Consider the following 25,446-nt stretch of genomic DNA (forward strand, 5'->3'; position numbering starts at 1 on the left):
CGATATTGGGAGACTTCTGGCAATGAGCAGAGGGCAACCCAACATCGCTATCGCCCATTGGCCAGGCATGGATCTGTTCGGCAAGGCCGATCTCGACCGGCTGCGGGCGCTGGGGCTGTTGTTGAACACCGAGCCCATCGGGGCCTGGGACGAAGAAGCCAGCACTGTGCTGGCCGAGGCCGAGGTGATTGTCGGCCACTGGGGGTGCCCGCCGCTGGACGCCGCCATGCTGGATCAGGCGCCCCGGCTGGGCTTGTTCGCCTACGCCGCGGGAACGGTGAAGATGACTCTCACCGACGCGGTATGGGACCGGGACATCCGAGTGACCAGCGGGGCCAACGCCAATGCCGAGCCGGTGGCCGAGTTCACCCTGGCCGCCATCTTGTTCGCCAACAAGGGGGTGCTGTGGCGCCGGGGCCCGGCTGACTTTTCGGCTATGTCGAACATGGGCGACCGCCAGTGGGGCAACTACGGCCGCACCATCGGCATCATTGGGGCATCGCTGATCGGCCGCCGGGTAATCGAGCTGCTGCGCCCCTTTCCCCACTTGACGGTGACGCTCTACGACCCCTACGTCACCCCTGAGGAAGCCGCTTCGCTAGGGGTCGAGAAGCTGGAGTTGGACGAATTGTGCGCCAGTGCCGATGTGCTGTCCATCCACGCACCGGCCCTGCCCGAGACGATGCATATGATCGGACCCGACCAACTGTCGGCCCTGCCCGACGGGGCCACGGTGATCAACACCGCCCGCGGTCCGCTGATCGACCACGAGGCGCTTCTGCCCCACCTGGTGTCGGGGCGGCTGTACGCCATCTTGGATGTAACCGACCCTGAGCCGCTGCCCGACAACAGCCCCATTCTGGAGTTGCCCAACGTGTGGATCAGCCCCCACTTGGCTGGCAGCCAGGGCACCGAGTTGGCCCGCATGACCGACTACGTGATCGAGGAGGTCCGGCGATGGTCGGCCGGAGAGCCAGCCCTCAACGAGGTGACCAAAGAGCGATTGGCCACGATGGCATGAGCATGGACCTCCGCTTTCCCGAACACCCCTTGGCTGGTACCACCACCGCTGGTGCCCTGGCCGACCGGCTGATAGCGGTTACAAGGGACAAGATGGCGGAGTTCGAGCAGTCGGCGGCTCCCGGATTGGAGCTGCCCCGGCTCTATGCCGGCCATGCGGTCTTGGACGACGCCACCGCCGACTTGTTGTACGTGCTGGGACTGCTCATCGAATGCGGAGTCGACGAGGTGGACGGGTGCGAACTGCGAGCCCGGATCCCGCCGCTGATCGCTTCGCTTGATCCCGCCACGGTGGAGGCGTTCGCCAGCTACCGGGTAGGAGAGACGGTTCTGCGCATCGGGGGTCTCGATTCCCTCCCCTCCGAGCTCCATCAGACCGTGCTCGATGCAGTGCACTCCCCGGGCATCATCGGCCGGCTGGCCGACACCGATGCCATCCCGCCCAACTTCGCGGTGGTGGCCTCCCGATGCCTGCGAGCCCTGGCCAAGCTTCGGGGCGGCGAGGCGCCCGCTGAGCTGCCCGACCTGCTCGACCGGGTGCGCTCGATGTTCTCCAGCCCCACGGGCTGGTTGAACGACGGCATGGGCAACTGGGTCCATTACGACATCTACACCCCCGACATGTATCTGTTCGCCGAGCCGCTGGCCGACCAGCTTGGCCCGGGGTGGGTCAGCGGGCTGTCGAAGGTGCTGGTCGACCTAGACGAGGTGGCCCAGCCGGGCGGGGCCATCACTTGGGGGCGGTCTATCGGAGCGCTGGGCATGGCCATCACCATCGAGCTGGCCGCCATCGCCGCGGGGCGCGACCTCGACGTGCCCCAAGACCGCTGGCTGGCCCGAGCCGATGCGACTCTTGACGATCTGTTGGAGTGGTTCCCCAGTGGGGTCATCGCCGCCCACCAAAACCGAGCCACCATGTTCTACCGCGGCCCGGCCCGAAGGCTTCAGATGACCCTGGACATCTACGGCAAGCTGCTGCTCTCCGCCCTCGAACTACGCCGCCGACCTGAAACGCCTAGCGCACCGCCCGGCGATGCCTATCTCCCTGCGGAGCGATTCATCTCATTCGACGATTCCCAGCGGGCCACGGTGTGGTCGTACCGGGCTAAGCCGATGTCATTCTCCCTGCCCACGGTGTTCGGATTCTCGGCCGACTACGCCCCCTCGCCGCGAAGCCCGGGCCTGTTTGAGCAGCCCACCTCCGGCCATCCGGTGATGCTGCCGGTGATCACCCCACTGGGCCGAGACGACCGCACCGGCACCAACAATGCTCCCCTGGTCCCGGCGGGACTGCCCACCTCGGTGGAGCACGAGCCGGGCTCGGTCACCATCGTCCACGATGGGTGGGCGCCTGCGGGCAGCGACGAGCCGACGGTGGCGGGCCGCCGTACCGCCACCTACCAAGTGAAGGGCCGCTCGCTGGTTGTTTCTGAACAGCTCCAATTCGACGACCCCGACCTCCCCGGACCGCTGACCCTCACCGTGGCCGAGCCTGCCGGACGGCCGCTGGACGTGGAGATCGATACCGGTCGAATTCAGGCCATCGACACCGCGGGAATCGCCGAGTGGCGCAGCTTCTGGGGTGAGCTGCCCCGGGTGTACCAGGCTGAGCTCGAACCCGCGTCAATGGTGGATTTCACCTGGAAGGTCACCCCCCGCCTGCGGGTGGCCAGCACCATCCACGGCCACCCCTACGACCGCTCGCTGTACGACCCGATGGCCGACCGGGTGGTGGCCATCGGCGCGGGCATCCCCGACGACAAGCTGGTGCGAAGGTTGCGGGACGTCGACGTGTTGCACATGGCCTGGCCGGAATGGTGGAGCGGCGTCGACCCCCAGCGCACCGCCGAGGTGCTCGAGCAGGTCAAGGCCACCGGCACCGCCATCGTGTGGACCCAGCACAACCTGCTGCCCCACTTCTTCAAGACCGACGAGGCCGCGGCCAGCTACCAGCTATGGGCCGAGGCGGCCGACGCCGTCATCCACCACAGCCAGGTGGGCCTAGAGGTGGCCCTGGCCACCTACGACTACGGCCCCAGCACCGAGCACCACGTCATCGCCCACGGTCATTGGGGGCGCGAATACGAGACGGTGGCCCACACCACCCGCGAAGATGTCGAGTTGGCCGAGGGATGGGCACCATGCGGGCTGCGGGTGGCGGTTATCGGGACCCCTCGGGTGGAAAAGGACCTCCAACTGGTGGTGGACGCAGTAGCCGCTTGCGCCCGGGACGACATCCAGCTGGTGATCCGGGTGGACCTAACGGTGGCCGTGCCCGACGACCCCCGCATCATCGCCGAGTTCGGCCATCTCGACTTCAGCCAGTACCTGCGGCGCGTGAAGGCCTTCGACGCGGTGATACTCCCCTTCGCCCCCTCCGGGATGCTCACCACCGGCACCGCCTTCGACTGCATCGGAGCTGGCGTGCCCGCCATCACCAGCAACTGGGACTTCTTCGACGAGACCTTCGCCGGGGCCGACATCCGCTACGGAGACACCGTCGAAGACCTCACCCGCTGCCTCGACAATCTCAGCCCCGAGGACTTGGACCGCTCCCGCCAAGCCCTGATCGACCTTCGCCCGACGTTTGAATGGGGCCCTATCGCCGAGGAAACCCTGGCGGTGCTCGAAGCCGCCGCCCTCAGCAAGACCTGACGCCTAGACCGTGGTAGAACCCACATTTGCAGGCATCGATTAAGGACATCTCATGAGCGAGTACAGATACGTCGGCTACGAGACCGCTGACGCGGTGGCCACCATCACGCTGGCCCGACCCGAAAAGGCCAACGCCCAGAACGAGCGGATGCTCGATGAGCTGCACCACCACTTCTTGGCCGCCGAATACGACGACGACGTGAAGGTGATCGTGCTGCGGGGCGAGGGCAGGCACTTCTCCGCCGGCCACGACCTGGGCGGCGGCGCTCCCGACCCCGACGCCGTGTCGCTGGCCGAGGCCGACGGCAGCTGGCAGCTGAACAAGATCTACCGCTGGGAGGCCCGCAAGTACCTGGGCTACTCCTGGCATTGGCGCAACATCCCCAAGCCCACCATCGGCGCCATCCAGGGCAAGGCCATCGCCGGGGCTCTGAACCTGATCTGGCCGCTCGATCTGCTGGTGGTGGCCGACGACGTGGAGTTCTCCGACCCGGTGGTGCTGATGGCCATCGGCGGGGTGGAGTACCACGGCCACACCTGGGAATTGGGTGCCCGCCGAGCCAAAGACCTGCTGTTCACCCAGCGCACCCTGGGAGCCGAAGAAGCCGTCCAGATCGGGGTTGCTCGGGAGGCGGTCCCCCGCGACCAACTCTGGGAGCGCACCCACGAACTGGCCGCCCAGATCGCCACGAACAACGCATTCGGTTTGGCGCAGGCCAAGCGGGCGGTGAACCAGACTCTCGATGTGCAGGGCTACTACACCGCCCTCCAATCGGTGTTCGACGTCCACCACACCGGCCACGGCAACGCCATCAGCGTCAGCGGCTATCCCATCTTGATGCAGCTCGACGAGATGAAGCAGAACCTGAAGAAGCAGTAGCCGCCCGATGCCGCTGAACCGCCCCGAGCACTAGCTCGCCCCGGCATGGCCACCGACTACGACGCCATTTTCAAGGCCTACGACGTGCGGGGCACGGTGGGCGATCAAATCGACGCCGACGGTGCCCGGGCCATTGGAGGCGCCTTCGCCCGGTTTATCGCCGCATCGGGGGCAACGACGGTGCTGGTCGGGCGGGACATGCGCCCCGAGGGCGAAGAATTCTCCGCTGCTTTCGGCGACGGGGCCATGGACCACGGCCTCGACGTGGTGGACGTGGGACTGTGCGCCACCGACATGCTCTACTACGCCTCGGGCAGCCTCGATCTGCCCGGAGCAGTGTTCACCGCCTCCCACAATCCCGCGGGCTACAACGGGATCAAGATGTGCGGCGCGGGTGCCGCGCCCATCGGTGCCGACACCGGGTTGGAGGCCATCAAGTCCATGGCCATCGCCGGCCCCGACCCGGAAGCTACCAAGGGCACCCGCACCAGCCGGGACTTGCTGGGCGACTACGTCGCCCATGTCCGCTCCTTCGTGGACGTGGACGCGCTGGCCCCTCTGTTGGTGGTGGCCGATACCGCCAACGGCATGGGAGGCCTGGTGGTGCCGGCCGTGTTCGAAGGACTGCACCTCACACTCGACCACCTGTTTCCCGAGTTGGACGGCACCTTCCCCAACCACCCGGCCGACCCTCTCCAGCCCGAGAATCTACGCGACCTCCAGAGCCGGGTGCTGGAAGTAGACGCCGATGTCGGAATGGCCTTCGACGGCGATGCCGACCGCATGTTCTTGGTGGACGAAAACGCCCGACCGGTGTCGGGGTCGTTGACCACCGCCATCATCGCCCGCACGGTCTTGGAGCGGGAACCCGGCGCCACCATCATCCACAACCTGATCTGCTCTCGGACCGTTCCCGAAGCGATCGCCGAGGCGGGTGGCACCGCGGTGCGAACCCAGGTAGGCCACTCCATCATCAAACAAGCCATGGCCGACACCGGTGCCATATTCGGAGGGGAGCACTCGGGCCACTACTACTTCCGGGACAACTATCGGGCCGACAGCGGCCTGATCGCCGCCCTGATGGTGCTGGAAGCCCTCAGCCACCACCCGGCGGGCCTGTCCGATCTCGTGTCGGACTTCGACCGCTATGCCTCATCGGGAGAGCTCAACACCACGGTGGACGACGCGGCAGTGGTGATCGAGCGGGTGGCGGCCGCCTACCCGAATGCCCGCCAAGACCGCCTCGACGGACTCACCGTGGACCTGGGCGACTGGTGGTTCAATCTGCGCCCCTCCAATACTGAGCCGCTGCTGAGGTTGAATCTTGAGGCGCCCACCCCAGACGAGGTGCAACAGCGATTGGCCGAAATCCAAGCCCTTATCGCTTGAATTGAGCGCCGTTTAACGCCCACATCCCGGTTTAATGAATTACACAGCCGGGGAGAGGAATGCCCCCCTCCCGTCCTCCTCTCCCCGGCTGCGCCGTAACTTAGTGGCTTCATTCCAACCTCGCACGACGGGTCGCGGGGAAAGACCTGCGATTAGGGCAAACGCTAGGAAACGGGGGTCAGCTCCAAGGAGGCCAGCAAGGTCTCAACGCGGAGCCTGACGTCGTCCCGAATGGGACGCACTGCCTCAATGGGTAGTCCTGAGGGGTCGTCCAACTCCCAATCCTCATAGCGCTTGCCGGGATAGATGGGGCAGGCATCGCCACAGCCCATGCTCACGATCACATCGGCGGCTCGGGCGATTTCGTCAGTCCACGGCTTGGGGTATTCGGTAGCGATGTCGATCCCTTCTTCGGCCATGGCTTCCACCACCACCTTGTTGGTGTCGAAGCCGGGGTCGGAACCGCCGGTGAACACATCCACTCGATCGCCAGCCAAATGACGCAGGTAGCCGGCCGCCATCTGAGAGCGTCCCGCGTTGTGGACGCATAGGAACAGCACACCGGGCCGGTCCAAAGTGCCCACCTCTAGGCGGGCCAAAGCAATCAGCCGGTCGTGAGTGAACCGCTCGATGAGCACCGGCAGCCAGGTGGCGAACTTGGCCCGGCTCTCCAGCCGGGTCTGCGAGTCAGTGATGTACCGCTCGATGGTCTCGGCGTTGAAGGTGCCCTCAAACTTGGTCTTCAGCCGTTGGGCAGCCTGCTTTATCAACAAGATCTGCTCAGTGGTCAGCTTGACCTGCGGCTCCAACAGAGTCTGCTCATCCATCCCGGAATTCTCGCCTACCCAATTGGAGGCCAATTGGAAGCGAGGTGAACGCCCTCTTGACCGAGGGTGAATTCTTCCGGTGGAAGAGATTGACAGCAGAACTGGGGTGGTGTAGAAGTTAATCGGTTTAGTAAATCGATTAAATCAAGGGGGCTTTCGAGGGGGATGCGGGTCCGACTGCAAGACGTGGCGGAACGCGCCGGGGTGTCCACCGCCACCGCTTCGATGGTGCTCAACGGCAAGGACGACTCCATCAGCGGCGAGACTCGGGCTCGGGTACGGGCGGTGGCCCGTGAGATGAAGTATCGCCCCAATGTCTTGGCCCGCAGTTTGCGAAGCCAGCGAACCAGGGCAATCGGGTTCATCAGCGATGAGGTCGTCACCACCCCCTATGCCGGTGCCATGATCCAAGGTGCCCAGCGCGTGGCCGACGACCATGGCTATGTGCTCCTGTTGGCCAACACCGACTATCACCCCGATGTCGAAGAGCGCGCGGTGGAGGCGCTGTTGGATCGACAAATCGATGCCGCGGTGTACGCCACCATGTACCACCGCATCATTGAGCCTCCTACCTCGCTGGAGAGCATCCCCACGGTCATTCTGGATTCCCGCCCCAAAGATGAGGCGGCATTCTCGTGGGTGGCTCCTGACGAGATTGGCGGCGCTAGAGCAGCAGTCGACCATCTAGCCGATGCTGGTCACCGCCGAATCGCCATGATCAACGACCGCGACGGCACACCAGCGGCTGTCGAAAGGGAGGAGGCCTGGCGAACGGTCCTGGATGCCCGAGAATTGGACCAGGACCTGAATCTGCTGGCTTACGCCAGTTCGGATGCAACCAGTGGCGCAATGGCGGCAGCCCAATTGCTGGAGGGAGAAAATCCTCCGTCAGCCATATTTTGTTTCAACGATCGCATAGCCGCCGGGGTGTACATCTCAGCCAGCCGCCTCGGCGTATCCATTCCGCAGGATCTGTCAGTTGTCGGTTTCGACAACCAGATCCTTGTGGCTGAGGCCGTCGACCCGGGCCTCACCAGCGTGCAACTGCCGCACGACGAAATGGGTCGATGGGCAATGGAGCAGGTGCTGCGCCTGCTCGACAAGGGGGCCGGCCCGCAAGGCAAGCGAATGCCATGCCCCCTCGTCGAGCGAGGCTCAGTCGCTCCGCCCGGTCAGCAATAGAGCAAATACAGGGAGGGGACCTTCCATGAAAACTACAAGAAGATTCGGCAATTGGGGGCTGTTGCTACTCATCGTTGCCGTGTTCAGTCTGGTTGCCGCAGCCTGCGGCAACGATGACGACGAGGCGCCAGCGCCAGCACCGGCCACGGAGGCACCAGCGGCTGCTCCAACAGAGGCGCCCACAGCTGCTCCAACCGAGGCGCCGCCCGCCGGCCCGGAGACCATCACGATGTGGTATCACGGGGCGGGCAACGACACCGAGCGAGAGCTGCTGACAAACATCATCGATGACTTCAATGCCGAGCAGAACGAGTGCCGCATCACGCGCGAGGACTTTCCACAGGATGCCTACAACGAGTCGGTGATTGCAGCTGCTCTAGACGGCAGCTTGCCCGACATCATCGATGTAGACGGTCCGGTCATGCCCAACTGGGCCTGGGCCGAATATATGCAGCCGCTGAGCATTGACCCCTCGGCCTATGCCGACTTCCTGCCGGGTGCCATTGGCAGCTGGAATGGAGAGGTCTACTCGCTAGGGCTGTGGGATGCGGCCATCGCCATGTTTGCCCGCCAGTCGGTGCTGGAAGCAAACGGAATCCGCATTCCGACACTTGACGATCCATGGAGCTTTGAGGAGTTCGACGGCATTCTGGAGACCCTCCAGGCTTCAGGAGAATTCGACTACGCCCTCGACCTCGGAATGGCATGGACCGGCGAATGGTATCCCTACGCCTTCTCCCCGTTGCTTCAGAGCTTCGGTGGCGACATCATCGATCGCTCCGACTATCAGAGCGCCGAGGGCGTCTTGAATGGTCCCGAGGCACAGGCCTTCGGCGACTGGTGGCAGAGCCTGTTCGATCGAGGTCTGGCACCGGGCACGTCACAAGACGGCGCCGACCGGGAGACCGGTTTCGTAGACGGTCGCTATGCCCTCCAGTGGAATGGCAACTGGGCGGCTCTGGGCGCGCTGGAAGCATTCGGCGATGACATGCTGTACCTGCCCGCTCCCGATTTCGGCCACGGTCCGAAAATCGGCGCTGCCTCGTGGCAATTCGGCGTGTCTTCGACTAGCGATAATCCCGAGTGCGCCAACGCCTTCATCGAATTCGCCATCGATGACAAGTACCTGGCTTCGTTCTCCGATGGCATAGGCCTAATACCGTCTACCCCGGGTGCGGCTGCGCTCACGCAGAATTACACCGCCGGCGGCCCACTTGAGGTCTTCTTCGAGCTCAGCAACCAGCAAGGCCTGATCCGCCCGCCGACCCCGGCGTATCTCAACGCCGCAGTGGTCTTTGAGAAGGCTCTGGCTGATATTGCCAACGGCGCCGATGTGTTGACAGCTCTCGACGCGGCGGTCGACGAGATCGACGCCGACATCGAAGCCAACAGCGGCTACACCAACTAATTCCCCTCCAGGTGGAGCTCGGGCGGCCTACTTCAGGCCGCCCGAGCTTCCGGCCTGGCAAAGTAATCGGCGATGGCGAGTACAGCGGCAGCAACCAAATCGGAGCGCCGAACCGGCCTTTTGATGGTCGCGCCTGTGGTGGTGCTGCTGCTGTTCCTTGCCCTTCCGTTTGTGGCGTCGTTCTACTTCAGTTTCACTGACCAGCGGTTGGCCTCGCCGAATCCCACTCAATATGTGGGGGCCGATCAGTTCGACCGGCTGCTCTCGTTCGAGTGGGTGACGCTTTCTCCATCGCTAGACGAGAGCGGCGAGTACGTGCGCAACGAGGACGGTGGTCTGGTCTATCCGCTCCGGGAGACCATCCGAAACAACCCTGACAATCCCCAGTTTGACGGCTTGCAGAAGTGGTTCAGCATTCCCCGGGGAGACGACAAGCGGACCTACTTCTTGGTGGGCGACCTCCTGTTCGTCAAGTCGATGATCAACACAATCTTCTTCGCGGCGGTGATCGTCCCCGTGCAGAGCGGGCTGGGGCTTGTGCTGGCTCTGCTGGTCAATCAGAAGCTGCGGGGAATAAATGTGTTTCGCGCCATTTACTTCATGCCGGTGGTCACCGCCATGGTGGTGATCTCCATCTTGTGGAGGTTCATATACGACGCGGAGAACGGGTTGCTCAACTCGGTGCTCGACTGGTTCACATTCGGAGGCATCACCGGCACCGACTGGTTGGGCGATACCACGACAGCCATGCCCGCACTGATGGGGATGTCAATCTGGCAGGCTGTCGGGTTGCACATGGTGATCTGGCTCGCGGGGCTTCAGACCATACCTGGGGTCCTCTACGAGGCGGCAGCCATCGACGGCGCCAGCCGCTGGGCCCAGTTTCGCCATGTAACGTGGCCCGGTTTGCGGGCCTGTCGGGTGTTCATCCTGATCACCATCACCATCGCCGCATTTGGCCTGTTCACTCAGGTGGACGTGATGACCAATGGCGGGCCTCTGGACTCCACTTCATCGGTCATCTTCTACGCCGTAAGGCAGGGATGGAGCCAGCAGAACATCGCCTATGGCTCGGCGATTTCATTGGTGTTCTTCGTCATGGTCTTGGCTGTGGCCCTCGTGCAGAGATGGCTTACCCGGGAGCCCAAGCCCACATGAGACCAGTCCCACCGATCGCGAAAGCTGCACCATGAAGGCCATCACCTCCGGCAATCGAGTGAGTATGAGAACCGTGACCTCTCACAACAAGGCAGCGATGCTGCTGGCCTCCCGTTATCTGCTCTTGTGCATCTTCGCGGCATTCTTCTTGTTCCCAATCGTGTTCATGGTGGTTTCGTCGCTCAAGCCCGACGACCAACTACTGCGAGACACCTCCTCACTCCGGGCATTCATCCCCTACGGAGACATCTCGTTGGACAACTACAAGGGAGTGTTCGACCGGGTACCCGCAGGACGGTTCATCTTGAATTCCATAGCCATTTCCAGCCTCACCGTAGGCCTGGGACTCGTCGTCAACTCCATGGCCGGCTTCGCCCTGAGCCGTGTTCGATTCCGAGGACAAAAGGTGCTGCTCAGCCTGATCATTGCCACCCTCATCCTTCCCCTTGAGGCCATAGCCATCCCGTTGCTCATGGTGGTGACCGAGCTTCCCACGATCAGCATCAGCGACGGCTTCGAGATTACTCAGGGATGGCTCAACACATACCACGTGCAAATCCTGCCGTTCGTTGCTAACGCATTCTCGATCTTCTTGTTCGCCCAGTACTTCAGCAGCATTCCCAAAGAGCTGGACGAGGCAGCTCTAATCGACGGCGCCTCCTGGTTTCAGATCTACCGAAAGGTGGCCGTACCGCTGTCGGGCCCAGCTTTCGCCACTGTGGCCATCCTCACCTTCTTGCCGATTTGGAACGGGTACCTATGGCCGCTGCTTGTAGTGCAGCAAGAAGACATCCGCCCTGTCATGCTTGGAGTGGCCTATTTCTTCCAACTCGATGTGGCCTGGGGAGAGATCATGGCCTACTTGACCCTGATCACGATTCCCATACTTCTGATCTTCTTGGCCTTTCAGCGGGCCTTCATCGAATCGGTTGCCTCTAGCGGAGTCAAGGGCTGATGACCACTAGCTGGGATGGCTTGGCACCGGCGCGCCCCGCAGTTCATTTGACGCCTCCTACTGGCTGGATGAACGACCCCAACGGGCTCTGTTATGTCGATGGGCACTGGCATGCCTTCTACCAGCACAATCCCAACGACATTGTGTGGGGCCCGATGCACTGGGGCCACGCCTCCAGTGCAGATCTGGTGAGCTGGGACCACCACCCGGTTGCACTGTCGCCCAACGAACAGGGGACCATATTCTCGGGATCTGCGGTAATCGACCATGACAACACCGCAGGGTTCGGGGCTGGGGCCCTTGTGGCTATGTTCACCCAAGACCTAGAGGGACTCCAGCGTCAGTCAATTGCCGCCAGTCTCGACGGAGGACTCACCTGGAGTGTGTCCCCAAGCAATCCGGTGTTGGAAATTGATGCCATCGATTGTCGAGACCCAAAAGTCCTGGCCATGGACGATGGCGACCCCCGTCGGTGGGCCATGGTCCTGGCCGTGGGCGACCGAGTTCACTTCTATCGGTCGGCGGACCTCAAACACTGGAATCTGGAAGGCGAGTTCACCTGGGATCTGGAGGCCGACGGGGTCTGGGAGTGCCCCGACCTAATGAGGTTGCCCGGTAGCGATCCCGGGTGGCTGCTCACCTTCTGCGTCACCAATGCCGGGCCCCACGGACACAGTGCCAGCCTGGCCGTACCCGGAAACTTCAATGGGGTCAGATTCGAGCCTTCTTCCACACCTGCCCCGGTGGACTTCGGACCTGACTTCTATGCCATGCAGAGCTTCCACGCCGCGCCGACAGACAATCCGGTGGTGATGGGGTGGATGAACAGCTGGCGCTATTCCAACTCCCACCCCAGCAACGGATGGCGGGGGGTCCAGTCGCTTCCGCGCCTGCTCTCGCTAGCCGATGACGGGCAGCTCTTGACCGCGCCTGCCGTCGATCTTGTCACCCGAAGCTCGCCTTTCCATGGTTCTGCCTGGTCTAGCGAACCCGACACAGCCATTTATGTCCGAGCAGATGACTCGATGAGAGCGGAGATCGAAGGGGACAAAGGACTGGTAGCAACCATAGAGATCACCAGCCAGTCGGCTTCGATAACCCGCCAAGGAGAGGTGGTGGAGGGATACGCCCAGCGATACGAAGCCGAGCTGACTCAAGGCGGCATACATCAGATCATCATCGACCACGGAACCATCGAGGTGTTTGCCGCTGGAGGCCAGGCATCTCTAAGCGCCCTCACCTTCCCGGGTGAGGAATGGCATGTACGAGTAGACGGCCAAGCAGAAATCAGACTGCTATGAGAATGCTCGGGGCGGCGCTCACGGTGGCCATAGTGCTTCCTACAACAGCGGTTGCCTCTAGCCAGCAAACCAACGACCGCCCATCTATCCACTTCACCCCGCCAACAGGCTGGATCAACGACCCGAACGGACTAGTCAGGGTGGGCGACATCTATCACCTCTTCTACCAGCACAATCCAGACGACATTTTGTGGGGGCCGATGCACTGGGGCCATGCCACTAGCGAGGACCTCCTGAGTTGGAATCACCAGCCGATCGCCCTCTTCCCCGATGAAATCGGCACCATCTTCTCAGGATCGGCGGTAATCGACCATCACAACTCCGCTGGTTTCGGTGAGGGGGCAATAGTGGCGGCGTTCACCCATTTCGCCACCCCCAGACAGATGCAGAGCCTGGCCTATAGCACCGATCAGGGCCATACCTGGCAGAAGTATGAAGGAAACCCGATCCTCCAACCGCCCAGCGGAATCCGGAACTTCCGAGATCCCCTCGTGTTCCTCTGGGATAGAGGTCCGGGCGATCCCCATTGGGTAATGGCCGTGGGCTCGGGACTCGCCATCATTTTCTATCGATCCCCCGACCTGCGGAATTGGACACCAATGTCAACGGTGGGCCCAATGGTAGGGGCAACTTGCGGGGTCTGGGAGACACCCGATCTCATTGAGCTGCCGATTGCTGGTACATCCAGAAGCGCCTGGGTGCTAACGGTGGCCACCAGTGACTGCTCCCCTTCGGGAGGCAGTGGCGTCCAGTACTTCGTCGGAGACTTCGACGGTGAGCGATTCGTCAACGCCAACGACGATGAGACCGAGCTGTGGGCCGATTGGGGTCCTGGTTTCTACGCCCCGCAGACGTGGGGCGAAGTTCCCGACCGGGCCGTTTGGATCGGCTGGATGAGCAGCTGGCAGTATGCCCAAGCGGTACCCGCTTCCACTTGGCGAGGCTCGATGTCGATCCCCAGGGAACTATCGCTGATTGAGACTCCCGACGGTCTGCTCCTTGCACAACAGCCGGTGTCTGAGATTGACGACGTGCGATGGCCGCTTACCTCGATTGAGGCAAAGGTGCGGGAAGGAGCACCGTTAATTGCTCCACTCGGCCCAGACAGAGCATTCGACGTGCACGCCAAGTTCTCTTGGGAGGCAGGCTCGATTCGTCGTGCAGTGCTCAGGTTTCACGGCGCCCCTGGCGAATGGACTGACGTGGGTTACGCCATACCCGAGTCCAGGACTTACGTCGATCGATCCCAATCGGGCTCGGCCGAAGTCACGCCATGGTTCGGGTCCGCCCATCTCGGACCGGCAGAACCGCCGGGGCGAACGGACTTGGACATCCGAGTGATCGTCGATCGAAGCTCGCTCGAGATCTTCATCGACCGCGGCGCCATCGTGTTCACCGAGCAAGTGTTCCCGGAATCGTGGACCGGCGTTGAATTGCTTGTCGAAGGCGGAACTGCCGATGTGGAGGCCACCGTGTCCTTCATCGACCCTGGCAATCTCGTTGAACCACCGCGATCGGGACGCAGCCACGGAACTTGGGTGGCTACTGCGGCTCTGGCTGCGCTACTTCTTGTTTTGGTTCTTGCCGCTTACCGAACTCACCAGCGAAGGGAGGCCATTCGTGGCTGAAATTGCTTTCGAGGAGATCAACAAGGTCTATCCAAATGGCTTTCAGGCCATTCACCAATTGAGTCTGGAAATCGCCGACAAGGAGTTCTTGGTGCTGGTCGGACCTTCCGGCTGTGGGAAGTCCACCGCTCTGCGCATGATCGCCGGTCTGGAGGACATCACCTCAGGCACTCTGCGTATCGGCGACCGGGTTGTAAATGACGTCGAACCCAAGAAACGCGACATCGCCATGGTGTTCCAGAACTACGCCCTTTACCCCCACATGACAGTTGAGCAGAACATCGGATTCTCACTAAGACTGGCCAAGGTGCCCAAGGCGGAGATCAAAGAGCGGGTGGCCGAAGCCGCCCGCATCCTGGAACTCACTGAGCAACTCGACAAGAGGCCTAACCAGCTGTCCGGTGGCCAGCGGCAGCGGGTGGCCATGGGTCGAGCCATCGTTCGTGAACCATCGGCCTTTTTGATGGACGAGCCACTGTCAAACCTCGATGCCAAGCTGCGGGTGCAAATGCGGGCCGAGATAGCCCGCTTGCAACACGAATTGGAGGTGACCACGGTATATGTGACCCACGACCAGGTAGAGGCCATGACCATGGGTGACCGGGTGGCAGTGCTCAAAGACGGCTATCTCCAGCAGGTTGACACCCCCCAGAACCTCTACGACCGGCCTGAGAATGTGTTCGTGGCCGCGTTCATCGGATCACCGTCGATGAATTTGTTTGAGGGCCGTATCGATGGTTCAACCGTTTGGGTCGGCGACCACCAGATTGGTCTGCCGGATGCGGTGTTCGACTCCCGGCCCGGCTTGCGAGCATACGAAGGCGAGGCGGTCATTGTGGGGGTGCGCCCCGAGGACCTGGAGGATGCCGCATTGGCTCCCGACGCGGTGGCCACGGTGTCGTCGACTGTGGAGTTGGTGGAGGCATTGGGCTCGGAGATAATCGTCCACTTCAACCTGAACGCGACAACCGTGGACGCCGGCGATCCAGATGCGGTGGAGGAAATCAGCGCCGATGTGAACACCGTTGGGCGGTTCGACCCCCGCAGCCGAGCGGCAGTCGGAGAGCCGGTCACCGTCGCGGTGGAGGTTGCCCACCTGCACTTCTTCGACCCAGAATCTCGCTTGTCCATCTGGAATTGAGACACGCATTGTTGGACCTGCCTTGACTGAGAACGCACCGAAGCAGTCTTTGTCGACAACTGAGGTCGCCAAGTACAACACCGCGGCCTGGGATAAGTCAGCGGCAACCGGGGGCATTTGGTCTACGCCGGTCACACCCGAAGATGTGGAATGCGCCCGTCAGGGTGAGGTGAGAATCAAGCTCACACCGTCGAAAATCGTCCCCGCAGAATGGTTCCCTGCCCTCTCAGGTCTTGAAGTGCTTGCCCTTGCCTCCGGCGGCGGTCAGCAGGTTCCGCTAATGGCTGCGGCCGGCGCGAATGTCACCTTGGTCGACTTGTCGGAGGGTCAACTAGATGTCGATCGGATGGTGGCCAAGCGGGAGGGATTGTCTATCAACACTGTGAAGGCAGACATATCCGACCTTTCTATGTTTGAACCAGACTCATTCGAATTCATCCTCCATCCAATTTCCAACCTCTTCATCGCCGACATCGAGCCCGTGTGGGAGGAGGCGTTTCGGGTGCTCCGACCGGGAGGAACGCTCGTGTCGGGATTCAACAACCCGGCGATTTACATCTTTGATTGGAGAGATCACGAGCGCGGCGCATTGACGGTGCGCCACCAGCTGCCCTTTGCTGATGCGGTGGATTTGGATCCCGAGGAGAGAGACAGCTTCATCGAGGACGGCATCACTCTCGAATACAGCCATACGCTGGAACAACAGATTGGCGGTCAGATTAATGCCGGATTCGAAATCATCGGCTTCTACGAGGATCGCCATGACGAGCTTGCCCTTGCCCACTACATGTCCACCTCAATCGTGACGCGAGCTCGCAAGCCCCAGCTCGACATCACCAACTGAACCCAATTTGGCGAAGACACGGTCACCAGCAGATAGCGGAATTCACCCCACAGTGATCAGGGTGGTGCCGGCCAGCACGGCGGCGATACCGACAGCCTGCCACCAGCGCAGGGTGTCGTCGTCGAGGACTACTGCTAGTGCGATGGTCACCACCGGGTAGAGCGAGCCGGCCACCGACACCTCCCCCACTGGGCCTCGCTGGACTCCGGCGATGAACGACGCCATGCCCAAGCCGCCGGCGATGCCTCCGGCCAGGCCAGCCAACCGCAGGGAGCGGGGCAGGATCTGGGGAATGCGCCTAGCCCGGGTGACCATCAGCATGAACACCAGGGCGGCGGCCCTCTGGGTGGCGGCGGGCCACATGCCGCTGTCCACGCTGGTTCGATCCAGCAACACGATGGCCGCGGTAAAGGCGAGTCCGCCGAGGATGGCGTAGGCGATGCCTGTGCCGACGTTCGTCACGGTCTGGGGCACGATCACGGCCAACAGCAGCCCGGCCACAGCCACGGCAATGCCGATGTTGGCCGCCAGAGTGGGACGTTCGCCGGTGCTTACTCCATAGATCAGCGGCCCCAACGATGTGAAGGCGGCCACGATGGGCGAGGCAATGGCCGAGGAGGACACGGCCAGGCTGTGCCACATGGCCGAGAGGGCGATGGCGATGAGCGCTCCCGAGGCCGCCCCCAGCAGCAAGTCAGCGGCAGTGATGGCACTGGGCACAATCACTAGCAGCACCATCGTGATGCCCAGCCCACCCACGAACGCGGTGCCCACCGTGGTCATGGCCTGGGCGCGCCGACTGCAATACCGCCCGAAGTAGTCGGAAACGCCGATCAGCCCCGACGCCAAAGCCCCCAGCAAAACCGGCATGCCCTCCGCACGCTAGTGGCCCAAGAGATGCCCGATTGCTCACCGGCTATCTTCTGTTTCGCACGGGAGGTCCAATTGTGCCGACTCGAGAGCCCACCATCCGAGAGATGCCGCCGCCCCCGCACATTGTGGGGTTGCAGCACTTCATCACCTATGCCGAGATCGACGAGATTCTCCGGTCTCGGAGTTTCCGGCAGGGGTCGCACCAGGAAAGCCAGCCGTTCTTCGGGCGCTCCCTGTTGACCATCGACGGCGACGAGCACTTCGAGCGCCGCCGGTTGGAGGCCCCGCTGTTCGCCAAGGCCGCACTCGAGTACTACGAGCACACCGAGTTGATTCCGCTTATCGGCAAAACACTGGAGGAGTGCCGGGACAACCGGGGCGACGACGGCATCGTGCGAGCCGACCTTTGTGTGCTGCTGCGCACCATGCTGGCCCGCATTGCGGCAGCTACCACAGGAATCGACGGGGTGGACACCCCCGAGCGCACCACCGCATTTCGGGAGTACGTCGAGCAGCTCGGCACCGGGGCCACCGTCGAGTGGTCCACCGAGGACCACGACGAGGTGATCAGGCGCATCCTGGCGGTGCGCGACGACTTCGACCGCGACTTCTTCGCCTCGTCAGTGGCCCGCCGCCGGGCTCTCATCGAGCAGTTCCACCGGGGTGAGATCGAAAGAGACGAACTGCCCGTCGATCTCATCACCATGCTGTATCTGCACTGGAACGACGACTGGGATGAGGGGCTGCCCATCCGAGAGGCCTGCCTGTTCTTGGTGGCGGCCACCCAGACCACCACCCATTCGGTGCCCCACCTGATCGCCCACCTCGACGAGTGGTTCGACGCCCACCCCGAAGATCGAGCCAAGGTGACCGACCGGGAGTACATCAAGCGGGCCGCCCACGAGGCCCTTCGGCTGCACCTGCCATCCCCTGCTCTGCTGCGAATCGCCAACGAGGACGTGACGTTGAGCAACGGCAAGACCATCGCCGCCGATGAGCGGGTGGCGTGCCTGTTCACCCCGGCAAACCGCGATCCCAATGTGTTCGGCCCCGATGCCGGGGAGTTCAACCCCTATCGGGAGGTCATCTCGGTGAAGCCCTGGGGTTTGACCTTCGGTGGTGGGGAGCACATCTGTATCGGGCGCACCCTGGTCACCGGCCTCTCAGCCCGCACCGACAACGACGAGGGAACCGACGGCACGCTGGTCAACATCGCCAGCGCGCTCTACAACGCCGGCATCGAAATCGACCCCGGCGATCCCCCGGCCTACACCGAGGCCAGCCACCACGACGCCTACGGCCGCTTCCCGATTCTGTTGACCAAGTTGTAGGCGAGCGATGGGCAAGGATCAGCTGCACGTCACCGTCGACCACCTGCAATGCCAGGGGGTGGGCTACTGCGAGCGAGTCGCGCCCCGGGTGTTCCGGCTGGGCGACGATGCCCTTTCCCACGTCATCGACAGGCATCCGCCCGAATCCGAGCGAGAGGCCGTCGAAGAAGCGGAGACGCTCTGCCCCAGCCGCGCCATCCGCTACTGACCACCCCTAACAAAGAGGCTGATCAGAGCACGGCTCGGAGAGCTTCGAGGTCGCGGCGAGCAGATTGGAGGATGTAGGCGGGGTTGTCGAACTCGGCGTCGTCGCGACCGAAGCCCCACATGCCGTGGGAGAACTCGATGGTCCAGGTGGCGGTCGGGGATGCGGCGCTTATGGCATCGGCTGCTGGCCGGAGCACTTCGCTCAATTCAGCGGCGCTGGTGGATTGAGGAACCTCCGCCACCTGAACGTGAACGTGGCGTACCCGATCTCCGAGCACACCCAACGGCTCCGACCACTCGTCTCGGGCCATGGGATGAACGTGGACAATGGCTCCTAGCCGGTCGGCGTCGGCAATGGAGTCGAACATGCCGCGAGCCACGTTGGGATCCTCAGCCACCGTCCCAAAGTGGCATTCGCACAGCAGCCGGGCGCCGTCGGGCACTTCGGCCTCGAAGCGACGGAGCCGCTCGGTGTAAGCGGCGATGGAGTCGGGATCGCTGCCCACGTTGAACTTGACGCCCTGTGCTCCCACTCGCTCTATCCACGCCGCAGTCTCAGCCCGGTCGGAGTCGTCGGGCTCGTCCCAACTGGTGTAGCAGCTCAGGATTCTTATGGGGATCTCCGAGGCCAACAGCGCGTCCAACTCCTCGTCGGGCACCGAACGGGCGTGGCGCTCCCACAGCTCCAACCCGTCAAAGCCCGCCTCGGCGATGGCCGCTAGCCACTCGGAAACCCGGGTCAGGGGGTGCCCTCCGGACTCGGCCAAACCCCAGCGGTTCGGCTCGATGGCCACTGTGCCCAAATAGATCTGCCCCGTCATCGTGGAGCGGGTGACGAGAATCGAACTCGCGTCATCAGCTTGGGAAGCTGGGGTTCTACCACTGAACTACACCCGCAGGTGCCCGGCACTATACCCAACCGGGGACAGTCAGTGAACCGACAATTGCCGTTCATACCGGGACGGCTAGTGTTCCTTTGAGCGGAACATCATTCCGCAAGAGCGCTGATTGAGAGGGACGCCTATGCCTGATGTTGTCGGCTACCGGGCCAAGATCGGGGTCATCGTGCCATCGACCAACACCGTGGTCGAGCACGATTTCGCCCGGGTGCGGCCCCCGGGGGTCACGTTCCACAGCGGGCGCTTTTTAGTCGAGGCTCCTGATCTGAGCAGCGACGAGGCGTTTCTCCACTTTCTCGACCTGATCCGCCAGACCATTCCCACCGCCGTACACGATCTCATGACCTGCAAGCCCGACCACCTGCTCATGGGGATGTCGGCCGAGACCTTCTGGGGGGGCAAGGAGGGCAACGCCGCCTTCCAGGCCCGGGTGGCGGAGATCGCCGGCGACGTCGGCATCACATCGGGTGCGGCGGCCTGCAACGCTGCCTTGGAGCGCCTCGGCGTGTCGCGCATCGCCTGTTTGACGCCTTATCAGCCAGCGGCCGACGAGCAGGTGTACGGGTACTTCACCGAGTGCGGCTATGAGGTGAAGCGGGTCCACGGCTTGCGCTGCGATTCGGCCACGTCCATAGCCGACGTGACTCCTGAGACGCTGGTGGGAGTGCTCAAAGACCTCGATGGCGACGACATCGACGCCATTGTCCAGTGCGGCACCAACTTGTCGATGGTCGAGGTGGCCGACCAGGCCGAGCGCTGGCTGGGCAAGCCGGTGCTGGCCATCAATGCCATCTGCCTGTGGCACGCCCTGCGCACGCTGGACATCGACGACCAGTTCGTGGGCCACGGGATGATGCTGCGCGAGTTCTAGCCGCCCGTGCCGCCGCCCCACGCCATCGTCGTCGGCGCCGGCCCGGTCGGATGCGTGGCCAGCGCCATGCTGGCCTCGAGCGGCATCGACGTGACGCTGCTGGAGGCTGCCCCCGAGCTGCCTCGGGAATTGCGGGCATCCACTTTCCACCCCGCCACCCTGGATCTGCTCGACCGGTTCGGCGTGGTCGACGAGATGATCAGCCGGGGCTTGATCGCCCCCCGTTTCGCCTATCGGGACCGGCGGCAGGGGGTGGTGGCCGAGTTTGACCTCGGTGCGCTGGCCGACGTGACCGACCATCCGTTCCGGCTTCAGTGCGAGCAGTTCAAGCTGTGCGAGATCATGCTCGAACGGTTCCGCTCGATGGCCAACGTCACCGTGCGATTCGGCGCCGAGGTGGTGGGTGCCGTCGATCACGGCGATGCCGCTTCGGCCCAGCTGGCCTCCGGTGAGACCTTGGCCGCCGACGCGGTGGTGGCTGCCGACGGCGCGGCCAGCGCGGTGCGCAAATCGCTGGGGTTGGGGTTTGACGGCATGACCTATGAAGACCGCTACTTGGTGCTGTCCACGCCCTTCGAGATGGCCAACCACCTCGACGATTTGGCCTACGTCAACTACATCTCCGATCCCGATGAGTGGCTGGTGCTGCTTCGAACCCGGGATCTCTGGCGGGCGCTGTTTCCCGTTGGCGACGATGAGACCGATGCTGAGGCGCTCGGCGACGAGAGCGCCCAGCGACGGCTCCAGGGGATAGTGGCTCGCGATGCGCCCTACGAGGTTGCCCACCGGACCATTTACCGAGTGCACCAGCGGGTGGCCGACCGTTTTCTCGTCGGCCGGGTGGTGCTGATGGGCGACGCCGCCCACATCAACAATCCCCTGGGCGGCATGGGCATGAACGGCGGCATCCACGACGCGGTGCTGCTGGGGGCTTCGCTGGCCTCAGTGCTGCGGGGCGACCTGGGGGCTGATCGTCTGGCCCACCACGCTGAGCTGCGGCGGACGCTGGCCATCGAATACGTGAGGCGGCACACTCATGAGAATGCCGAGAGCCTGGCCGCACCCGATGGGGCCGCTCGCCGACGGGCGCTCGACCAGATGGCCGCCCGCGCCGCCGATCCCGAGGCGGCCCGGGCCTACATGCTCCAGGCCAGCATGATCAATGCCGTGGCCGCCATGCGAGCCGAACTCGAGGAAACGGGCGCAGTCACGACAGGCTGAAGATCAACACCTCGTGGGTCTCATAGCTGGTGAAGACCACCTCGTTGTCGCCATCGCCGTCTAAGTCGGCCACCGTTCCTCCAGCCGCCTGAGCGAACGACTCGGCCAGCACATGCTGCACAAACTGGCCCGGAGTTGTCTGCTCGAACCAGAACACCCGGTCGTCGCCGTCCCCGGAGACAGTGAGATCGATGTCGCCGTCGTTGTCCACGTCTCCCCATGAGAAGACCCCGGGAGCAGCTTGGAAGGCAGCCCCGATCGTGGGGCGCGACTCGATACCGTGGCTGATCATCCTCTGGCCCCAGGGCAGGCGAGGGTCGGACGGCGGCTCCATGATGTAGATGCCGGCCTCGTGGTCATCCGGGGTTTCAGGGGTGGGCACGTGGTTGGAACCCACCCAACCCACAGTCCCCTCGCCGTACAGGTTGGGAATCACCGAAAGCTGGATGGTGCGCCCTTGGGCATCGGTGATGTCGTGGCGCTCCCAAACTCCTTCCGGCCAGGCATCTGACGAGGGTTCGATGTACTCGAACCACACGTAAGACTGGCCCTCCAGGAAGTACTGGCCGCTGGCCAGGTCCAGATCGCCATCACCGTCCACGTCGTGGGCCACCGGGAGGCTTCCACCGCCGCGGCCGATGACCATCGGTGTCGGGTCGAAGCGGTTGGGCTCCTCGGTGCCCTTGAACCACTGCGCTTCGGCGTCGTCGAGCAGCTCAGCCACGGTGATGAGATCGTCAATGCCGTCATGGTCGATGTCGACAAACTCGGCCCGGTGGTAGAAGTACGGCGACCCACTGGGGACGATGTCCCGGCGAACCCAATCGCCCTCGGAGTTCTCCAGCCAGAACAGCGCACCGCAGGGGCCCACCGCCGGGTTGAACTCGCACACGAAGAAGCCGCCGCTCACCAACAGGTCGAGGTCGCCGTCGCCATCAATGTCATGGGGCAGGGCCTCGTTGGGGAAGTAGATCCCATCGTTCCGGGTGAAGAGTGGCTGTGGAGTCCAGTCGTCTAGCCCGCGGCCCCCGTTCCAGTAGATGGTGAGGGAGCCGGGCGGGAACTGCACCGGGGTGGGGTTGATGCCCCGCCAGCCGAAGGAGTTGACCACCAGGTCGAGGTCGCCGTCGCCGTCCATGTCGGCCGCCTCGGCGCCCGCGGGACCGTCGGCGAAGTCTGCGACCACCGTGATTGAGAACCGCTGGTCGGCGGCCGTGGTTGGTTCTATGTCGGGGGGAATGATGTTGCCCTCGGCATCCCGGGGCACCGGGTCGTCATCTATGGGGGCAGGTTCGGCCGGGGCGGGCTCGGCAGAAGCGGTTGGCAGAGACGTGGCCGTCGGTGAAGGCGCCACCGATTCCGCTGGAGCAGTTGGCTGCGGGCTTGCTGGGGCCGCTCGTTGCGGACTGCCGCCGCCGCAGCCCGAGATGAGCAGGGCAAATGCGATTGCCGATGCGACCACTGCGTGTTTCGTTGACCGGAACACTGTTTCGTTCTAGCCTAAGTCCGTCGTTGCGGGCAATGGCACACTTGCCCGCAAGGCCGTTTCGCAATTCGAAATGCCAAGAAATCCACTGCTGCTCATGGGGCACTAGGAGGGGGAACACATGTTGGATCGCACTATCAGGCGCCTGCTGATTGCTGGCGCCGCCATCACCCTTGTCGGTCTGTTTGTTGTCCCGGCGGCAGTTGCCGACCATGGTGAGGGGCACAACGGGGAGACTATGGAGCTCTCCAAGAGCGAGAACATCGAAGACGGCGAGGTGGTAACCGTAACGCTCACCAGCTGGCTGCCGGGCAATACTGCCACCATCGTCACCTGCTTCAGGTTCCCGGCAGCTGGACCGGCTGATTGCGAACTGAGCAACTACGGCATGCACATTGTGACGATTGGCGAGGATGGCACCGCCACCCTCGACTATCCGGTTGCCGTGGTGCCCGGACGCTGCGACCACACCACTCCCTGCTTCATCGTCGCTGGAGATGGCATTGGTGGCAACGCGAACTATGCCGCCCAGGAGATCACATTTGCCGAGAGTGCGCCCGAGCCTGAGCCGACCGAAGCGCCCGAACCCGAGCCGACCGAGGCCCCCGAGCCGGAACCGACACCAGAGCCCGAGCCGACCGAGGCCCCCGAGCCCGAGCCGACACCAGAGCCCGAGCCGGAACCAACCGAGGCAGCCGCTGCCCCCGCGCCCGAGCCAGAACCAGAGCCAACCGAGGCCCCCGCGGCCGCGGCCCCGGCCGCTGATGACGACGATGGGGGAAGCTCAGTCTGGGTGTGGCTGCTTCCGGTGATCATCGTGGTCGTGGTGCTTGCCCTGGTGGCGCTGTGGATGCGCCAGCGCAGGAGCGGTCGCGCCGCGGCCTGATGTGATCAGCCTCAGGGCAGCTCTCGCCGTTGCCGGGATCGCGGCCATCGCCGCGGTGGCCTGCGGTGGCGACTCCGAACCGGAATCCGCCGCCCAGAGTAAGCGGATCATCCAAGTCGGCACCGAGCAGGCCGATACCTCTTACGGGGTCTCGGCGGCGCCAAACGGCGATTTCGTACTGGCCGCCATCACCGAGGGAACTCTGGCCCGCGACAACCAGGGTCATCGGGATGTGTACCTGGCCCGATATTCGCCCGAAGGGGTGCTGCAATGGGCGCGCCAGATGGGAGGGCCGCAGAACGATTCTCCGCTGGGGGTTTCAGTGGCTCCCGATGGCTCCATCTATGTCGGTGGATTCACTGAGGGGGACTACGCCGCTCCTAATCAGGGTTCGGCCGACGTCTGGCTATCTCGGCACGACGCCGACGGAGAAGAGCTGTGGCGACGCCAGTTCGGAGGGCCGGCCTGGGACCGCGGATTCGACGTAACCGCCTTCGACGGCGGTGCCTACGTCACGGGCTACACCGCCAGCACGCTTGACCCCGAGTCTGATCTTGGGGGGTTTGACGGTTTCGCCGCCAAATACGACGCAGATGGCAATCAGCAATGGCTCCGGCACTTCGGTACTGATGCCACTGATTGGGGCCAGGGCTCGGCGTTGGCCCCTGATGGCGGACTCTACGTCACCGGGTACACCGAGGGTGATTTCGACGGCACGAATGCGGGTGACAAAGACCTGTTTGCGGCGCGGTTCTCGGCCGATGGCAGTCTGGTCTGGGTTACACAGATCGGGACTGCGGACCTCGACTGGACCCAGGGAGTGGGCGTCGGTCCCGATGGCGGAGTGCTGCTGGCTGGATCGACCGAGGGTGCCTTCGCGGGTAATCCCGCCGGTGAGCGGGACATGATCGTGGTATCACTGGATGCCGACGGCGTGGAGCGGTGGCGCTGGCAAGCGGGCACGCCAGGGGCCGACTCAGCGTTCGAAGTTCGGCACAGCGGTGATTTCATTGTGGTCAGCGGCAGCACCTACGGCGATCCGGTCTGGGACGGAGAAGGGTTCGGCGATCGTGATGGCATTGTGGTCGGACTCGACCTTGCTGGCAGTCCGGTTTGGGTCGCGCGGACCGGCACCCGCGATGTGGACGACATCACTGGTTTGGATGTGTCCGCCGATGGCACGGTGTTCTGGAGCGGGCACACGTTCGGCTCGCTCATGGAGCTAAACGCTGGCGAGTCCGATCTGATCTTCGGCATCGAATCGGATCTTGGAGAATGAGAGCG

22 protein-coding genes and 1 tRNA gene are annotated in these 25,446 nt (G+C 63.5%); 18 read left to right on the forward strand and 5 right to left on the reverse strand.

Annotated elements, in window-relative coordinates:
• The first annotated feature begins 22 nt into the window (after positions 1-22).
• The 4 genes from ACOGI7_RS12845 to ACOGI7_RS12860 are packed head-to-tail and all read left to right on the forward strand — an operon-like array spanning position 23 to position 5,944.
• Complete coding sequence (locus ACOGI7_RS12845) at positions 23-1,021, forward strand: hydroxyacid dehydrogenase (RefSeq protein WP_419849151.1); 999 nt, start codon at positions 23-25, stop codon at positions 1,019-1,021.
• Entirely contained in the window at positions 1,018-3,675 is a 2,658-nt protein-coding gene (locus ACOGI7_RS12850; protein WP_419849152.1) for a hypothetical protein, read from the forward strand. The genes ACOGI7_RS12845 and ACOGI7_RS12850 overlap by 4 nt, the downstream gene beginning before the upstream one ends.
• A 52-nt stretch (positions 3,676-3,727) precedes the next feature.
• Positions 3,728-4,555, forward strand: coding sequence for an enoyl-CoA hydratase (locus tag ACOGI7_RS12855; RefSeq protein WP_419849153.1), 828 nt, complete (start codon positions 3,728-3,730; stop codon positions 4,553-4,555).
• A gap of 45 nt (positions 4,556-4,600) precedes the next feature.
• The gene (locus ACOGI7_RS12860) at positions 4,601-5,944 is read left to right on the forward strand and encodes a phosphomannomutase/phosphoglucomutase (RefSeq protein ID WP_419849154.1); all 1,344 of its coding nucleotides are present in this window, start codon (positions 4,601-4,603) and stop codon (positions 5,942-5,944) included.
• A 164-nt stretch (positions 5,945-6,108) separates the two neighbouring features.
• On the opposite strand, the gene ACOGI7_RS12865 is transcribed toward ACOGI7_RS12860, so the two are convergent.
• On the reverse strand, positions 6,109-6,771 hold the full coding sequence (locus tag ACOGI7_RS12865; protein WP_419849155.1) for an arsenate reductase ArsC: 663 nt from the start codon (positions 6,769-6,771) through the stop codon (positions 6,109-6,111).
• Positions 6,772-6,936: 165 nt separating this feature from the next.
• Between ACOGI7_RS12865 and ACOGI7_RS12870 the strand changes: the two genes are divergently transcribed.
• From ACOGI7_RS12870 to ACOGI7_RS12905, 8 genes are all read left to right on the forward strand, one after another.
• A complete protein-coding gene (locus ACOGI7_RS12870; protein WP_419849156.1) occupies positions 6,937-7,953 on the forward strand; it encodes a LacI family DNA-binding transcriptional regulator in 1,017 nt (338 codons plus the stop codon).
• Positions 7,954-8,032: 79 nt separating this feature from the next.
• Complete coding sequence (locus ACOGI7_RS12875; RefSeq protein WP_419849157.1) at positions 8,033-9,361, forward strand: sugar ABC transporter substrate-binding protein; 1,329 nt, start codon at positions 8,033-8,035, stop codon at positions 9,359-9,361.
• 123 nt (positions 9,362-9,484) lie between these two features.
• A complete protein-coding gene (locus ACOGI7_RS12880; RefSeq protein WP_419849158.1) occupies positions 9,485-10,519 on the forward strand; it encodes a carbohydrate ABC transporter permease in 1,035 nt (344 codons plus the stop codon).
• A 64-nt stretch (positions 10,520-10,583) separates the two neighbouring features.
• The gene (locus tag ACOGI7_RS12885) at positions 10,584-11,474 is read left to right on the forward strand and encodes a carbohydrate ABC transporter permease (RefSeq protein ID WP_419849159.1); all 891 of its coding nucleotides are present in this window, start codon (positions 10,584-10,586) and stop codon (positions 11,472-11,474) included.
• Positions 11,474-12,775 (forward strand): glycoside hydrolase family 32 protein, encoded by a 1,302-nt coding sequence (locus ACOGI7_RS12890; RefSeq protein WP_419849160.1) that lies wholly within the window; start codon positions 11,474-11,476, stop codon positions 12,773-12,775. Before ACOGI7_RS12885 ends, ACOGI7_RS12890 begins: the two co-directional genes overlap by 1 nt.
• Positions 12,772-14,403 carry a glycoside hydrolase family 32 protein gene (locus ACOGI7_RS12895; protein WP_419849161.1) on the forward strand — a complete coding sequence of 544 codons (1,632 nt, stop codon included), beginning with the start codon at positions 12,772-12,774 and terminating at the stop codon, positions 14,401-14,403. Before ACOGI7_RS12890 ends, ACOGI7_RS12895 begins: the two co-directional genes overlap by 4 nt.
• Complete coding sequence (locus ACOGI7_RS12900; RefSeq protein WP_419849162.1) at positions 14,396-15,544, forward strand: ABC transporter ATP-binding protein; 1,149 nt, start codon at positions 14,396-14,398, stop codon at positions 15,542-15,544. Before ACOGI7_RS12895 ends, ACOGI7_RS12900 begins: the two co-directional genes overlap by 8 nt.
• Before the next feature lie 22 nt (positions 15,545-15,566).
• Positions 15,567-16,388 (forward strand): class I SAM-dependent methyltransferase, encoded by an 822-nt coding sequence (locus ACOGI7_RS12905; protein ID WP_419849163.1) that lies wholly within the window; start codon positions 15,567-15,569, stop codon positions 16,386-16,388.
• 42 nt (positions 16,389-16,430) lie between these two features.
• On the opposite strand, the gene ACOGI7_RS12910 is transcribed toward ACOGI7_RS12905, so the two are convergent.
• Positions 16,431-17,258 carry an EamA family transporter gene (locus ACOGI7_RS12910; protein ID WP_419849164.1) on the reverse strand — a complete coding sequence of 276 codons (828 nt, stop codon included), beginning with the start codon at positions 17,256-17,258 and terminating at the stop codon, positions 16,431-16,433.
• Between the two features lie 107 nt (positions 17,259-17,365).
• Between ACOGI7_RS12910 and ACOGI7_RS12915 the strand changes: the two genes are divergently transcribed.
• Both ACOGI7_RS12915 and ACOGI7_RS12920 read left to right on the forward strand, forming a co-directional pair.
• Positions 17,366-18,592 (forward strand): cytochrome P450, encoded by a 1,227-nt coding sequence (locus ACOGI7_RS12915; RefSeq protein WP_419849165.1) that lies wholly within the window; start codon positions 17,366-17,368, stop codon positions 18,590-18,592.
• 7 nt (positions 18,593-18,599) lie between these two features.
• On the forward strand, positions 18,600-18,800 hold the full coding sequence (locus tag ACOGI7_RS12920; RefSeq protein ID WP_419849166.1) for a ferredoxin: 201 nt from the start codon (positions 18,600-18,602) through the stop codon (positions 18,798-18,800).
• Positions 18,801-18,822: 22 nt separating this feature from the next.
• Here the strand turns inward: ACOGI7_RS12920 and ACOGI7_RS12925 are convergent, their stop codons facing one another.
• Together ACOGI7_RS12925 and ACOGI7_RS12930 are read right to left on the reverse strand one after the other, a co-directional pair.
• A complete protein-coding gene (locus ACOGI7_RS12925) occupies positions 18,823-19,620 on the reverse strand; it encodes a sugar phosphate isomerase/epimerase family protein (protein ID WP_419849167.1) in 798 nt (265 codons plus the stop codon).
• Between the two features lie 2 nt (positions 19,621-19,622).
• Positions 19,623-19,696: transfer RNA gene (locus ACOGI7_RS12930), tRNA-Gly, on the reverse strand.
• Positions 19,697-19,822: 126 nt separating this feature from the next.
• Between ACOGI7_RS12930 and ACOGI7_RS12935 the strand changes: the two genes are divergently transcribed.
• Both ACOGI7_RS12935 and ACOGI7_RS12940 read left to right on the forward strand, forming a co-directional pair.
• Entirely contained in the window at positions 19,823-20,569 is a 747-nt protein-coding gene (locus ACOGI7_RS12935) for an arylmalonate decarboxylase (protein ID WP_419849168.1), read from the forward strand.
• 6 nt (positions 20,570-20,575) lie between these two features.
• Complete coding sequence (locus ACOGI7_RS12940; RefSeq protein WP_419849169.1) at positions 20,576-21,790, forward strand: FAD-dependent oxidoreductase; 1,215 nt, start codon at positions 20,576-20,578, stop codon at positions 21,788-21,790.
• On the opposite strand, the gene ACOGI7_RS12945 is transcribed toward ACOGI7_RS12940, so the two are convergent.
• Positions 21,777-23,144, reverse strand: a complete 1,368-nt coding sequence (locus ACOGI7_RS12945; RefSeq protein WP_419849170.1) for an FG-GAP repeat domain-containing protein — start codon at positions 23,142-23,144, stop codon at positions 21,777-21,779. The genes ACOGI7_RS12940 and ACOGI7_RS12945 overlap by 14 nt on opposite strands.
• Before the next feature lie 253 nt (positions 23,145-23,397).
• Between ACOGI7_RS12945 and ACOGI7_RS12950 the strand changes: the two genes are divergently transcribed.
• Both ACOGI7_RS12950 and ACOGI7_RS12955 read left to right on the forward strand, forming a co-directional pair.
• The gene (locus ACOGI7_RS12950; RefSeq protein WP_419849171.1) at positions 23,398-24,162 is read left to right on the forward strand and encodes a hypothetical protein; all 765 of its coding nucleotides are present in this window, start codon (positions 23,398-23,400) and stop codon (positions 24,160-24,162) included.
• 1 nt (position 24,163) lies between these two features.
• Positions 24,164-25,441 carry a hypothetical protein gene (locus ACOGI7_RS12955; RefSeq protein WP_419849172.1) on the forward strand — a complete coding sequence of 426 codons (1,278 nt, stop codon included), beginning with the start codon at positions 24,164-24,166 and terminating at the stop codon, positions 25,439-25,441.
• The last annotated feature ends 5 nt before the right edge of the window (positions 25,442-25,446 follow it).

The sequence above is a fragment of the Candidatus Poriferisocius sp. genome, from assembly GCF_965204145.1.
In the GTDB taxonomy this organism is placed as follows: Bacteria; Actinomycetota; Acidimicrobiia; order Acidimicrobiales; family Bin134; genus Poriferisocius.

What these genes read in the sequence shown, in the direction of transcription:
- ACOGI7_RS12925 (WP_419849167.1), bottom strand. Translation starts at nt 19,620, where the DNA reads ATGACGGGGCAGATCTATTTGGGCACAGTGGCCATCGAGCCGAACCGC.
- ACOGI7_RS12915 (WP_419849165.1), top strand. Translation starts at nt 17,366, where the DNA reads ATGCCGCCGCCCCCGCACATTGTGGGGTTGCAGCACTTCATCACCTAT.
- ACOGI7_RS12920 (WP_419849166.1), top strand. Translation starts at nt 18,600, where the DNA reads ATGGGCAAGGATCAGCTGCACGTCACCGTCGACCACCTGCAATGCCAG.
- ACOGI7_RS12870 (WP_419849156.1), top strand. Translation starts at nt 6,937, where the DNA reads ATGCGGGTCCGACTGCAAGACGTGGCGGAACGCGCCGGGGTGTCCACC.
- ACOGI7_RS12845 (WP_419849151.1), top strand. Translation starts at nt 23, where the DNA reads ATGAGCAGAGGGCAACCCAACATCGCTATCGCCCATTGGCCAGGCATG.
- ACOGI7_RS12950 (WP_419849171.1), top strand. Translation starts at nt 23,398, where the DNA reads ATGTTGGATCGCACTATCAGGCGCCTGCTGATTGCTGGCGCCGCCATC.
- ACOGI7_RS12885 (WP_419849159.1), top strand. Translation starts at nt 10,584, where the DNA reads ATGAGAACCGTGACCTCTCACAACAAGGCAGCGATGCTGCTGGCCTCC.
- ACOGI7_RS12935 (WP_419849168.1), top strand. Translation starts at nt 19,823, where the DNA reads ATGCCTGATGTTGTCGGCTACCGGGCCAAGATCGGGGTCATCGTGCCA.
- ACOGI7_RS12855 (WP_419849153.1), top strand. Translation starts at nt 3,728, where the DNA reads ATGAGCGAGTACAGATACGTCGGCTACGAGACCGCTGACGCGGTGGCC.
- ACOGI7_RS12850 (WP_419849152.1), top strand. Translation starts at nt 1,018, where the DNA reads ATGAGCATGGACCTCCGCTTTCCCGAACACCCCTTGGCTGGTACCACC.
- ACOGI7_RS12865 (WP_419849155.1), bottom strand. Translation starts at nt 6,771, where the DNA reads ATGGATGAGCAGACTCTGTTGGAGCCGCAGGTCAAGCTGACCACTGAG.
- ACOGI7_RS12910 (WP_419849164.1), bottom strand. Translation starts at nt 17,258, where the DNA reads ATGCCGGTTTTGCTGGGGGCTTTGGCGTCGGGGCTGATCGGCGTTTCC.
- ACOGI7_RS12895 (WP_419849161.1), top strand. Translation starts at nt 12,772, where the DNA reads ATGAGAATGCTCGGGGCGGCGCTCACGGTGGCCATAGTGCTTCCTACA.
- ACOGI7_RS12890 (WP_419849160.1), top strand. Translation starts at nt 11,474, where the DNA reads ATGACCACTAGCTGGGATGGCTTGGCACCGGCGCGCCCCGCAGTTCAT.
- ACOGI7_RS12880 (WP_419849158.1), top strand. Translation starts at nt 9,485, where the DNA reads ATGGTCGCGCCTGTGGTGGTGCTGCTGCTGTTCCTTGCCCTTCCGTTT.
- ACOGI7_RS12860 (WP_419849154.1), top strand. Translation starts at nt 4,601, where the DNA reads ATGGCCACCGACTACGACGCCATTTTCAAGGCCTACGACGTGCGGGGC.